8 protein-coding genes are annotated in these 12,636 nt (G+C 62.0%); 4 read left to right on the forward strand and 4 right to left on the reverse strand.

Annotation, left to right across the window (positions count from 1 at the left end):
• The first annotated feature begins 210 nt into the window (after positions 1 to 210).
• The 4 genes from ACZ6WW_RS04645 (at position 211) to ACZ6WW_RS04660 (ending at position 7,297) form a co-directional block, all read left to right on the forward strand.
• On the forward strand, positions 211 to 2,715 hold the full coding sequence (locus ACZ6WW_RS04645; RefSeq protein WP_465273179.1) for a glucose/quinate/shikimate family membrane-bound PQQ-dependent dehydrogenase: 2,505 nt from the start codon (positions 211 to 213) through the stop codon (positions 2,713 to 2,715).
• Positions 2,716 to 2,734: 19 nt separating this feature from the next.
• Positions 2,735 to 4,450 carry an esterase/lipase family protein gene (locus ACZ6WW_RS04650; RefSeq protein ID WP_465273180.1) on the forward strand — a complete coding sequence of 572 codons (1,716 nt, stop codon included), beginning with the start codon at positions 2,735 to 2,737 and terminating at the stop codon, positions 4,448 to 4,450.
• A 90-nt stretch (positions 4,451 to 4,540) separates the two neighbouring features.
• Positions 4,541 to 4,903: a DUF2946 domain-containing protein gene (locus ACZ6WW_RS04655; protein WP_281848259.1), complete on the forward strand. Its 363-nt coding sequence runs from the start codon at positions 4,541 to 4,543 to the stop codon at positions 4,901 to 4,903.
• Between the two features lie 123 nt (positions 4,904 to 5,026).
• The gene (locus ACZ6WW_RS04660) at positions 5,027 to 7,297 is read left to right on the forward strand and encodes a TonB-dependent receptor (protein WP_465273181.1); all 2,271 of its coding nucleotides are present in this window, start codon (positions 5,027 to 5,029) and stop codon (positions 7,295 to 7,297) included.
• 94 nt (positions 7,298 to 7,391) lie between these two features.
• Here ACZ6WW_RS04660 and ACZ6WW_RS04665 read toward each other — a convergent pair whose 3' ends face one another.
• The 4 genes from ACZ6WW_RS04665 to ACZ6WW_RS04680 form a co-directional block, all read right to left on the reverse strand.
• Entirely contained in the window at positions 7,392 to 8,768 is a 1,377-nt protein-coding gene (locus ACZ6WW_RS04665; RefSeq protein ID WP_465273182.1) for an MFS transporter, read from the reverse strand.
• A gap of 185 nt (positions 8,769 to 8,953) precedes the next feature.
• Positions 8,954 to 9,898, reverse strand: coding sequence for a dihydrodipicolinate synthase family protein (locus ACZ6WW_RS04670; protein ID WP_465273183.1), 945 nt, complete (start codon positions 9,896 to 9,898; stop codon positions 8,954 to 8,956).
• 34 nt (positions 9,899 to 9,932) lie between these two features.
• Positions 9,933 to 10,793 carry an IclR family transcriptional regulator gene (locus ACZ6WW_RS04675; protein ID WP_465273184.1) on the reverse strand — a complete coding sequence of 287 codons (861 nt, stop codon included), beginning with the start codon at positions 10,791 to 10,793 and terminating at the stop codon, positions 9,933 to 9,935.
• Positions 10,794 to 11,103: 310 nt separating this feature from the next.
• Positions 11,104 to 12,624: a CoA-acylating methylmalonate-semialdehyde dehydrogenase gene (locus ACZ6WW_RS04680; protein WP_465273185.1), complete on the reverse strand. Its 1,521-nt coding sequence runs from the start codon at positions 12,622 to 12,624 to the stop codon at positions 11,104 to 11,106.
• Positions 12,625 to 12,636 lie beyond the last annotated feature (12 nt).

Below are 12,636 nucleotides of genomic sequence, written 5' to 3' on the forward strand. Positions count from 1 at the left end.
GGTTCGCGATGTTAGCAGCCATATCGGCCTTTTGCGCAAAGTCTGAAGCCGCCTTGAGCAGAATGTGATGCAAAGCAAAATCCTGCGACGATATGACTGAAATTCATAGGTTTATCTGACGTTCGTCGTCACGAAATCGTGACGAAAGGTCCACAACCATGGACCGTCCTGGCGGCACCTGCGCCGCGGGCCCAAAAGAGCGAGAACGCCATGGCTAAGACATCACGATCCGGGGCGTGGTTGTGGATGACAGGGCTGGTTTTCATCGTGCTGGGCCTGGCATTGGCCATCGGGGGAGGCTGGCTGGTGAGCCTTGGCGGCTCCTGGTATTACCTGATTATCGGCCTGGCCTTAATCGTCGACGGCTATTTGTTAATTAGTGCTCGTCAGACAGCTTTATGGCTTTACGCATTGATATTGCTGGGAACGGCTATCTGGTCGGTCCTCGAAGTGCGCTTCGACTGGTGGCAGCTAGTGCCCCGTATGGCGGTCTGGTTTGTGCTCGGACTATGGCTGGTGATGCCCTGGATCAGCCGGCGTCTGGTCGTGGGCAATCCCCATGGGCACAGGGGAACCTGGGCGGTCTGGCTGGCCCTGGTCGTGAGCCTGGTGGTCGGTGCGGTGGGCTATTTCACGGACTACCACACCCTGGCCGGCAGCGTGCCGGAGGCCAACATGGCGGCAGTGGGGACGGACGGCTCGGGCGTCCCGCCAGGTGATTGGGTGGCCTATGGCCGTTCGGGCCTTGGCCAGCGCTATGCCCCTACCGCCCAGATCACGCCGGCGAACGTCGGTCAGCTTAAAGAGGCCTGGACCTTTCATACCCGCGACTTCAGGGGGCCGGGCGACCCGTTCGAGATCGCCAACGAGGTCACTCCGCTCAAGGCGAACGGCAAGCTGTACATCTGCACGGCGCATAACATCGTGATCGCGCTCGATCCGGACACCGGCAAGGAGCTGTGGCGGTTCGATCCGAAGATCAATCGCGACGCGAAGACCTACCAGCACATGATCTGTCGTGGCGTTGCCTACTACGACTCCGGCAGCTATGCCGCCGCCGCACCGACGAGCGCGGCCAGTGTGGCGACAAAACCCGCTGCATCCGGCGCGCCGGACAAGCCGGTGATGGCTGCACGGGGCGCTGTACCTGCCGATGCGATCCACTTCGACAGCTGCCCGCGGCGCATCTTCGCGCCGACCGCCGATGCGACCATCGTGTCGATCAATGCTGATAACGGCCAGCTATGCACCGACTTCGGCGACAAAGGCGTGATCGGCCTGTACCAGGGCATGTCGATGACGCAACGCGGCTTTCTCAATCCGACCTCGCCGCCGGTGGTGACGCAGCATGTGCTGATCGTATCGGCCGCCGTGACCGACAACGACTCCACGCACGAGCCGTCCGGCGTGATTCGCGGTTACGACATCGACTCGGGCCGCTTGTTGTGGAATTGGGATTCGGCCAACCCCGACGAAACCGCACCGCTGGCGCCAGGCCAGTTCTACAAACACAACTCGCCCAATTCCTGGAGCGTATCCAGCGTCGATGAAAAACTCGGCATGGTGTACATCCCGATGGGCAACCAGACGCCGGACATGTGGGGTGGCAATCGCTATCCGGAAGGCGAGAAATTCAACAGCTCGATCGTTGCGCTCGATATCGCCACCGGCAAACTGCGTTGGGTGTTTCAGACCGTGCACCATGATCTGTGGGACATGGACGTCGGTGGGCAACCCAACCTGATGGATCTGGATACGCCACAAGGCAAGGTGCCGGTGGTGATCGCTTCGACCAAGCGCGCCGACATCTACGTGATCGATCGACGTGACGGCAAGCTGGTGGTGCCCGCACCCGAACAACCGGTTCCGCAGGGTGCCGCCGAAGGCGATTACAGTGCACCGACGCAGCCTTTCTCCGCCTTGTCGTTCAAGCCGGAGCGACGGCTGCGCGAGAGCGACATGTGGGGAACCAATCCGTTCGATCAGCTGATGTGCCGCATCCTGTTCAAGCAACTGCGCTACGACGGCATCTTTACGCCACCTTCGGAGCAAGGCTCGCTGATTTATCCAGGCAACTACGGTGTGTTCGATTGGGGCGGCGTCGCGGTCGATCCGGTGCGCCAGGTGCTGGTCGGCAACCCCAATTACGTAGCCTTCGTATCCAGGCTGCATCGTCGCGACACGATCGATGCCAAGGGCGGCACCGGTAGCGAGCAGGGATTGCAGCCGATGACCGGTACGCCGTTCGCGGTCGATCTGCATCCCTTGCTGTCGCCGCTGGGTATTCCCTGCCAGGCACCGCCGTGGGGCTATGTCGCTGCTGTCGATCTGAAGACCATGCAGAAGGTGTGGATGCATCGCAACGGCACGGTAGTCGACAACGCGCCGTTGCCGATCCCGCTGCCGCTGGGCGTGCCCAGCCTCGGTGGTGCCATCACGACGGGTGGCGGGGTGGTTTTCATGAGTGCCACCCTGGATTACTACTTCCGTGCCTACGACCTGCGTACCGGCAACAAGCTGTGGGAAGTGCGGCTGCCGGCCGGTGGTCAGGCGATACCGATGAGTTACGTATCGGACAAGACCGGGCGCCAGTACGTCGTGCTGATGGCCGGTGGTCACGGTTCGCTGGGAACGAAGATGGGCGATTCGTTGATCGCCTACGCCTTGCCATCGTCGGGAGCGACGCAACCGGTGCCAGCCCAATCGGCGCCGTGAGCAGCAGGCGGGTTCGGCGGTGAGCGGTGCGATGCGCGCGCAGGCGGTGCCATGGCAGGCTGTGATCATGGTCTGCATGGTGTTGTTATCGGCCGCCTGTGCGCCGGTAAAGCCATCGCCGTCGGTTGATGCCGCGCCTCAGCATGAAGCAGTCGATTGGCTGGCCCAGGCACGTAGCTGGGCGACGGACGCATCGCATCAAAAGCGTCCCGAATTATCGCAGCGTGGCTGGTTGCGTTGCGCGGCCGCCGGCTATCGCGCGCTTGCCAACGATGCGAGGCAGGTGCGCGAGGCCCTGCATTGGTACAGCCTGTGCACGACGCGTCTGGTGGACGACGTGTTCGATCGCGATGCGGATGGCTGGACCTCACGCACCTTGAGTTTCGGCGACGACACCATGTCGCTCGTGATCGACGCGATGCCGGCGAGTCTGCATGGACCGTTGCAGCTGGTGCCGGCCGATAGCGTCACGATTCCCGAAAGCTTCGGCGTGCGTCACACAGCACCAGGCCTGGGCGTGCCTTTGGTGGTAGCGGCACAGCGTTGCAGCGACAAGCCGTTGTGCAAGCTCTATCCGCCCGAAGGCGTATCGCGCGCGGCGACTGCGTGGATCGATGTCGATGCACAGGATCGGCCTCGTCTGCATATCACCGATCCAGAGCATGCCCCGGATATCGTGATCGGCTCGACGACCTATCCGCTGGCGCGCGATACCACCGCGCCCTATGCCTATCTGTTCGATCAATCCAAGCTCAAGCGTCTGGCCGTATGGAACCTGATCGGCGGGAAGGAGATCGGGTTGCGGCAGGGGCTTTATCTGCTGGAGGATTACGACCCACACAAGACGCCGATCGTGATGATTCATGGCCTGGGAGCCAGTCCGCTGATCTGGGGTAAGCTGACCAACCGCGTCCTGGGTACACCCGAGCTGCATGCGCGCTATCAGATCTGGCATGTGGTTTATCAAACCGATGCGCCGTTGTTGGTAAGTCGCTTGCGGGTGCAGCAGTTTCTCGATCAGGGTTGGAAGCTGCTCGATCCTTCCGGTGCCGATCCTGCCAGGCAGCAAATGGTACTGGTCGGTCACAGCATGGGCGGCGTGATCGCTCGATTGCTCAGCGCGGACAGCGGCGATCTTTTATGGCGTACCGCATTTACCGTGCCGCCGGAAAAAATCAAAGCGAGCGCGTCCGATCTGGACATGCTCAAGCGCTTGTTCTTTTTTCATCCCTATCCGGGCGTAACGCAGGCGATATTCCTGGCCGCGCCGCATCTGGGGAGTCCGGTGTCGCAACGTCTCCTCGGCCGTATCGCCGTGCTGGTGCTCAATCCGCGTGGGCCCGAACTGGATGCGTTGCGGCGTATGGCCAAGAACGATCCGGCGGCAGTGCAGAGCAATGTGCTGGCGGTGTATCAATCGGCAGGCCTGAGCAGCGTAAGCACGATGCGCGATACCCAGCCGGTCAGTCACGCCAGCCAGTCCCTGATGCCGGCGCCGGGTATCCGTTACTACACGATTGCCGGTGATCTGCCGGGTGCCAGCGTGCGCGGCGATGGCATCGTGCCGTTGAGCAGTGCGGTCATCCCCGGTGCTGTATCGACCACGATCGTGGCGTGGGGGCATAAGCTCTATAACAACCCGGAAGCGATCGACAAGGTCATCGGTATCCTGAACGAGAAGCCGGTCGATCGAGAAAATCCGCCGCGTGACGCTTTGTCGCAACAGAAACCTTGAACCCTGGTCCAGGGTTTGTGGGATGATCCCGCCGACGTGCATAAGGGGCACTTGAGAACGATGTCACGCAGGGCGATCCAACGACGATGTGTGGCTTGGCTGGCTATCGCCGCCATGGCCCTGGTCGCGTTCGCTCCCGGCATTTCCCAGTACCTCGTTGCCGTCCATGCGATGACGAGTGTGGACGCGCTGTGCCCCGAACATGCGGCGCAGGCCGATCACACGCATGCCGGCCACCGCACGCCGGACATGCCGATGGGCGAGCACGGCGACGCCTGCGGCTATTGCACGTTGCTGTGTCATTCGCCGGTAACGCCCACCGTGTTTCGACTCCCGGTCATCGCCACGCAGATGCGTGCCGATGCGCCGATCCGTGTTCCGGCCATCCATAGCGATAGCGCCGTCGTCCTGAGCGCGGAGCCGCGCGGGCCGCCGGTTTTTTCCATCGGTTGAATATTCGTGCCGCTTCGGCGGTATGTCTTTCATGATGCTTGAAGCGGCGCTCGACACGAGCGTCGCCGGTATCGCGTTCCTGCGTCCAGGTAACCGACGCAGACTACCGATTGGAAAAACAAGATGGATGCCCCTGATATCCGGCGCCTGCTCGCGCTGCCGTTATCGCTATTGTCTGCCTCGCTCTGGCTGGCTCATGCGGCCGATGCGCCGCCTGATCCCCAGATCACCGATCTGCGCGGCATGAAGGTCACCGCCAAGGCGCCGCAAGGCGAACCGCATTTCCCGGCCGTGCAGGTCAGCGTGCCCGCGGCGCGCATCGCCGCCACCGTCAATGCGGTCGATGTCGAGGATGCGGCCAAATACCTGCCCAGTGTGTTCATTCGCAAACGCAACTACGGCGATACTCAGCCCGTACTGGCGACGCGCACCTGGGGTGTGGGATCGAGTGCGCGGACGCTGGTCTATATCGACGACATTCCGATTTCCGCCTTGATCGCCAACAACAATACGATCGGCGCGCCTCGCTGGGGCATGGCTTCGCCCGAATCGATCGAACGCATCGATATGCTGTACGGCCCGTTTTCTGCCGAATATGCGGGCAATTCGATGGGCGGCGTGATGCATATCGTCACGCGGATGCCGGAGAAAACCGAGGTCACGATCAAGCAGACCGAAGCCGTGCAGGATTTCGATCTCTACGGCACGCACGATCATTTTTCCACGAGCCAGACCAGCCTCACGGCGGGTGGTCGTCACGGCGACCTGGGTTGGTTTTTCTCGGCCAATGTACTCAATAGCTTCAGCCAGCCGTTGTCGTATATCACCAGTCCTGGATTTCCTGCTGGTACGGAAGGCGCCATCGCGGCGAAAAACAAACTCGGGCAAACCGCCAACGTGCTCGGTGCGGGCGGCCTGTTGCATACTCGCATGCTCGACCTCAACGGTAAACTGACCTACGACATCGCGCCGCAGTGGCGCGCAACCTATATGGCCGGCTTCTGGAGCAACCACGGGCAGTCGCAGGCGCAGACGTATCTGACCGACGCCAATGGTGCGCCAAGCTTCGGTCGCACCGCGGGCTTTGCCAGCAATATCTATGACCTGAGCGCGCATCACCTGATGCAGGCGTTCTCGTTGAAGAGCGACACGCGCGGTGACTTCGATGGCGAAGCGGTCGTAACCCACTATGCGTTCCTGAAGGATCAGCAGCTTTCACCAGCGGGTGTGCTCGGCGGCACCGACCTGACGACGAACGGGCGCCTGGCCAGTTACGGCGGTACCAACTGGTCGACCGTCGACCTGAAAGGTTATTGGCGCCCGCAAGGTTACGGTGGAGGCCAGGAGGTTTCCTTCGGTGCGCATGGCGATCGCTACGAGCTGGTCAATCCGACGCGTAACCTGACTGACCGTGACGATGCCGCAACCACGACCACACTGTTCTCGGCGGGCAGCGGCAAGACCACCACACAAGCAGTGTGGATCGCCGACAATTGGCAATTTGCGCCCGCATGGTTGTTGACGGTCGGTGGTCGCTACGAGTGGTGGAAGGCCAGCGATGGTTTCAACTTCAGCGGCGGCAAGGCGGTGCAGCAGCCAGTCGAGAAGAGCGACGGGTTCTCGCCAAAGGCAACGCTGCAATGGCAACTGGATCCGAGTTGGCGCATCACCGGGTCGCTGGCGCGCGCCATTCGTTTTCCCACGGTGAGCGAGCTGTATCAGCTGGTGTCGACCGGCTCGACGTTTACCTCGCCCAATCCCGATCTGAAGCCGGAAAAAGTGCGGAGCGGCGAACTGGCGATCGAACATGGGCTGTCGCAAGGGCTGTTGCGGTTGTCGCTGTTCCAGGAGAACACCAAGGATGCCTTGATCGCGCAGACTGCATTTCTGCCGAATGTAGCGGCTCCAGTCAACTTCACCACCAATGTCGGCGAGGTGCGCAACCGTGGTGTCGAGCTGGTGGCCGAACAGCGCGATGCGTTGATCCATGGGTTGGAGTTGTCCGGTAGCGTTACCTTTGTCGACTCGACCATTCTTTCCAACGACAGCTTTGCCAGCACCACCGGTACTACGTCGACCGGCAAGCATGCGCCGAATGTTCCGCGCTGGCGTGCCACGGCGGTGGCAACCTATCGTCCGGATGATGCATGGGCCTTGACCGTGGCTGGTCGTTACAGCGGAAAGCAGTATTCAACGCTCGATAACACCGACAACACGCCGCATGTGTTCGGTGCATTCGACAGCTTCACCGTGTTCGATGCGCGCGTGCAGTACCGTATCAACGAGCATCTGACAGCATCGGTTGGCGTGGATAACTTCACCAACGAGAAGTACTTTCTGTTTCACCCGTTTCCGCAGCGGACGTACGTGGCGGATGTGGAGTTGAAGCTTTAGGCTCGCTTCGCTTCGCCTCTTGCTCCCCCTCACCCCAGCCCTCTCCCCTGGCTTCGCCGGGGGAGAGGGTTGGGGTGAGGGGGGCTCTAAGCCCTCAAGGCGACAACTCTTCCAACACCCGCCCCTTGGTCTCGGTAGCAAACAACGCACACGTCACTGCACCGGCAATCGCCACCACGGCAAAACTCAAAAACACCGTATGCACCCCCGACTCGGCCACCACAAAGCCGATCAACGCCGGCCCGGCCATCGAGCCGGCACGCAGCCACGCGCTACCGATACCGGCACCTACCGCACGCATACGCGTCGGGTAAAGCTCGGCCGAATACAGATACAGCGAATAGGTGATCGTCTGGATGATCGCGTAAGCGCAAGTGGCAAATACCAGCACCTGGATGGCGGTGCTGGCACCGATGATCCACAACACACCCAGAGGAATGACGGCCAGCCCGAACGCACCGATATACCACGGCCGCCGCCCCACCTTGTCGATCGAGATAGCGCACACAAAGGACACGACAACCGCCACGGTGGTCATGATCAGTCCGTACAGCAGACTCGTTCGCAACGGAATATTGAATACGGTGCGATAAAGCGTCGGCAACCAGGTCGCCAGGCCGTTATTGATCAGGTACGAACAGAACCACAGTACCCATAGCGTCAGGGTGCGTTTGCGGTAAATGCCGGAGAACAGATCACGCCAGGAGCCACGTTCGAACGATGCCACGATGCCTGTGGCGCGTATCGGCGGCGGTAGCTCGATACCGCGATCGGTGACGTCTTTTTCCAGACGGGAGATCACAGCTTCCGCTTCGGGAATGCGCCCATGCGTGAGCAGCCAGCGCGGTGACTCTGGCAGGAAGAAGCGGAGCGGCACGGTCAACACCACCGGCACCACCCCGATCCAGAACATCATCTGCCAGCCGAACCGCGGTACCAGTTCATAGCCGATCAATGCGGCAAATACCAGGCCGACCAGGAACAGCAGTTCGTAAAGCAGGAAAAAGCGCCCGCGACTACGTGCGCCGACGAATTCGTTGACATAGGCGCTGGCCACCGGCACTTCGCCGCCGGTACCGATGCCCTGGATAAAACGGAACACGATCAATGACGTCGCATTCCAGGAGAAGATGCAGGCCACGCTCATGATCGCGAAGATACTGACTGTGATCGTCAACGTACGCAGGCGCCCGATGCGTTCGGCCAGCCAGCCGAAGAACAGCGCGCCGATCAGTTGCCCCAGGTAACCGGAGGAAATCACCAGCCCCACTTGGGACGGCGGCAGCTGCCACAGCTTGGCTAGCACCGGCATCGCATAGGCAATCGCGAGCGTCGTGTAGCCGTCGAAGAACGTTGCCGAGCCCACCACCATGCGTGCCCATACCAGCGGGCGCGATACCGGCAGCCGTTCCAGTCGGGCTACGATCCCGGCGGCCGAGCGGTCCACGTCCGCGTTCTCTTTGATCGTCATGCGTATCTCCACCAAAACCATTCCGGCACGGGCAGCCACGAGCGGCCACATTGGCGCCTGTCTGAGCGTTTGCTAGGCTTGGGACGCGGATGGCGCGCCAACGCCATCCGTATCCTTGGAGCTTCAACGAGTGTCTGAGGGGCCGTCGGCGTGTGCGGTCGGAAAAATCGTCACGCCGATGGTTTTCATGCCGCTGCCTGCGGCTTCAGGAAGCCGGCGCCTTTTACCGCCGCTTCGATCGCCTGCAGCGCGGCACCTTCCGGAAGACGCGTCGGCGGCTGCACGGTGGCCGATTTCAGGATGCCGGCGAACGACATCGCCACCTTCATGCGGGCATGTGCATCGCCAGTCGGCTCACCACCACCGTAGACCACGTCCTTGAGTGGATTGATCTGCGCCTGGATCGCCTGCGCGGTCTTGAGGTCGCCCGCCTGCACGGCGGCGTAGAGGTCGATGATCTTCTGGGGAATGAACGAGGCAAAACCGACCAGTGCGCCGTCGACACCCTGGATCATCGAGGCCAGCAGGTATTCGTCGTGACAGGTGAGGATGGTGACGCTCGGGTCGGCCTCGCGAATGGTGCGGATATCGCGGGCGTACTTGTTCATATCGCGCGTGCCGATCTTCATGCACTTCACATGCGGCAGCTTGGCCAGCGCGGCCAGCGTCTCGAACGAATACGACGCGCGCGTCCAGGCCGGGTAGATGTGCACGATGATGTCGAGCCCGGAACCTTCGCCCACGGCGCGGAAGTAGTCGACTACGTTATCCGGCTGCTGCATGCCGAAACGCAGCCAGCCGTGCGGCGGCATCAACAGGATCGCGCTGGCACCGGCATCGCGTGCCATCTTGGCGTGCTCGACCGCTTCGGTAATGCCTTCGCAGCACACGCCCGACACCACCGGCACCTTGCCCTTGGCTTCTTCGGCGACGATGCGCGTGACGCGTGCACGCTGCTCGGCGGTGAGCGCGAACACTTCGCCGGTGTGGCCATTGGTCACCAGACCGCCGATGCCCTGATGCGACACCAGCCATTGCGCAAAGCGGCGCAGTTCCGGCTCGTCGATCGACAGGTCGGATTGGAAAGGAACCTGCAGGGCAGGGAGGATGCCCTTGTAAACCTGACTCATGATGTGACTCCGTTGTTTCGGGGAGGAAATAAACTCAAAAACTGGTGCTGCCACTTGCTTCCAGTGCACGGGCGATCTGCTTGGCTGCCGCGCGCACGGGTTCGAGCGCTGATGTCTCGAATTCTTCGATGGTGGTACGCACCGCCGGTGCGGCCACGCTGATCGCGCCGACGGGATGCCCATCCACATCGAGCACCGGGACAGCGATGATGCGCAGTCCCTCGGTCAAGGTGGACGGTGCCAGCGCGTAGCCCTTCTTGCGGATCTTGCGCAGCGCTGGCATCACGTCGGCCACGCTGCGTTTGTCCTGGTAGCTATGCGTGCGATTGGCATCGGCGATGACGATGCGCTTCATGTCCGGCTCGGAGAGGAAGGCCAGCATGCTCTGGCCGATCGCGCTGATATGCGCGGGAAGCGTCGAACCGACGCGAATGTCGACACCGAGGCGGATGGCGCCGGCGCGCACGCGTTCGATGTAGAGCACGTCCGGCCCTTCCAGCACCGCGAAGCTCGCCGCTTCGCCCAGATGCCCGACCAGGTCGCGCAGGTAGGGGCGCACGATCGCGCGCATGTCCTGGTGGGCGAGTGCGTTGAAGCCGAGGTCCAGCACTTTCAGCGTCAGCCGGAAACGCTTGGTCTCGGGAATCTTCACCACATAGCCGAGGCTCACGAGGGTGGCGAGCATGCGATGGGCGGTGCCCGGATCGAGGCCGGCGGCCAAGCCGACTTCACTCATCGTCAGCTCGGGCGTCTCGGCGGTGAAGGCTTCGAGGACGCGAAAGCCCTTGGCCAACGACTGCACCGTGCTGCGCATGTCAGGCGCGGCCAGACCGGTGCCGGCAACGCGGGTGGGAGCGTTGCCCTTGAGCGGTGTTTTCTCGATCGGCTTGACCATGGTCGCCTCTTCTGTAAACTTCGGAATGCGAAAAAGTTTTCGTATTTCGAAAATAGAATCTGCCCCCATGCGGCGCCGATCAAGTTGCGGCGCAGCAATGTGCTTTGTGGCTGTGTTTGGCTACATGGGGAAACAGCGGCGCATGCGATGGCGCGGCGAAAAGCCCCCCTCACCCCAACCCTCTCCCCCGGCAAGCCAGGGGAGAGGGGGCACACTGGGACAAGCTTTCAACACCGCGCGCTTTTGCTCTCTCTCCCCTGACTTTGCCGGGGGAGAGGGTTGGGGTGAGGGGGGGGCTCTTAGAGTGCCCTTACTTAGCCACAGGCATCGTAAATTCCGCACCCTTGCCGATCGAATCCGGCCACCGCTGCATGATGCTCTTGTAGCGCGTATAGAACCGCACGCCTTCATCGCCATAAGCATGATGATCGCCAAACAGCGAACGCTTCCAACCGCCGAACGAATGCCAAGCCATCGGCACCGGAATCGGTACGTTGATACCGACCATGCCCGCATGCACCTGACGACCGAAGGCACGCGCCGTGGCACCGTCGGACGTAAAACACGCGGCGCCGTTACCGAACTCGTGTCGATTGATCAACTCCACCGCCGACTTCAGATCAGGTACGCGCACCACGGCCAGCACCGGCCCGAAGATCTCCTCACGATAGATATTCATCGCTGGCGTGACGTGGTCGAACAAGCTCGCACCCAGGAAAAACCCCTCACCATGGGTCACCGAGTGCTCGCGGCCGTCGACCACTAACTTCGCACCTTCCGCGACGCCTGCTTCGATATAGCCGGCCACCTTGTCGCGATGAGCAGCGGTCACCAGCGGGCCCATCTCGACGTCCTTGCGCATGCCGTCGCCGATAGAAAGCGTCTTGGCACGCTCGCGCAGCAACGGCACCAGCTCGTCGCCAATATCGCCGACAGCCACGGCCACCGAAATCGCCATGCAGCGTTCACCGGCCGAGCCATAGGCGGCGCCGACCAGCGCATCGACGACTTGCTCCAGATCCGCATCGGGCATCACGACCAGGTGGTTCTTGGCACCACCCAGGGCTTGCACGCGCTTGCCACGACGGCTGGCCTCGGTATGGATGTATTCGGCAATCGGTGTCGATCCGACAAATGACAGCGCCGAGATGTCCGGATGCTCGATCAAGGCGTCGACTGCGACCTTGTCGCCATGCACGACATTGAAGACACCTGCCGGCAATCCGGCCTCGGCCAGCAGTTCCGCCAGGCGCACCGACGGCGCGGGGTCGCGTTCAGACGGCTTCAACACGAACGTGTTGCCGCAGGCGAGGGCGACGGGGAACATCCACATCGGCACCATCACCGGGAAATTGAAGGGCGTTATGCCAGCCACCACACCCAATGGCTGGCGCAGATTCCAGTTGTCGATGCCGCCGCCGACGGCATCGGAGTGATCGCCCTTGAGATGGCTGGTGATGCCGCAGGCGAACTCCACCACTTCGATGCCGCGCGTCACTTCGCCCTGTGCATCGGAAAAGATCTTGCCGTGCTGACGCGTAATCAGCGCTGCCAGTTCGTCGCGATGTTGCTCGAGCAGTTCCTTGTAGCGGAACATGATGCGCGAGCGTCGTAGTGCGGATGTATCCGCCCAAGCGGGAAAGGCCGCCGACGCAGCCTGCACGGCCTGGTCGACCTCCGCGGCAGTTGCCAGCGGCACCTGCATGTCGATACGGCCGGTGGCGGGCTGATAGACCGGCGCGGTGCGGCCCGAGGTGCCGGCGACACGCTTGCCGCCGATGTAATGCTCCAGCTCCGCGTTGTTCGCGGTGGCTGTGGGATGCGCGTTCATTGTCGATGCCTC

The sequence above is a fragment of the Dyella sp. NPDC103356 genome, from assembly GCF_055584465.1.

Excerpts from the sequence above, each read along its gene's own strand:
- ACZ6WW_RS04665 (WP_465273182.1), bottom strand. The coding sequence starts at position 8,768 with ATGACGATCAAAGAGAACGCGGACGTGGACCGCTCGGCCGCCGGGATC.
- ACZ6WW_RS04660 (WP_465273181.1), top strand. The coding sequence starts at position 5,027 with ATGGATGCCCCTGATATCCGGCGCCTGCTCGCGCTGCCGTTATCGCTA.
- ACZ6WW_RS04680 (WP_465273185.1), bottom strand. The coding sequence starts at position 12,624 with ATGAACGCGCATCCCACAGCCACCGCGAACAACGCGGAGCTGGAGCAT.
- ACZ6WW_RS04645 (WP_465273179.1), top strand. The coding sequence starts at position 211 with ATGGCTAAGACATCACGATCCGGGGCGTGGTTGTGGATGACAGGGCTG.
- ACZ6WW_RS04670 (WP_465273183.1), bottom strand. The coding sequence starts at position 9,898 with ATGAGTCAGGTTTACAAGGGCATCCTCCCTGCCCTGCAGGTTCCTTTC.
- ACZ6WW_RS04675 (WP_465273184.1), bottom strand. The coding sequence starts at position 10,793 with ATGGTCAAGCCGATCGAGAAAACACCGCTCAAGGGCAACGCTCCCACC.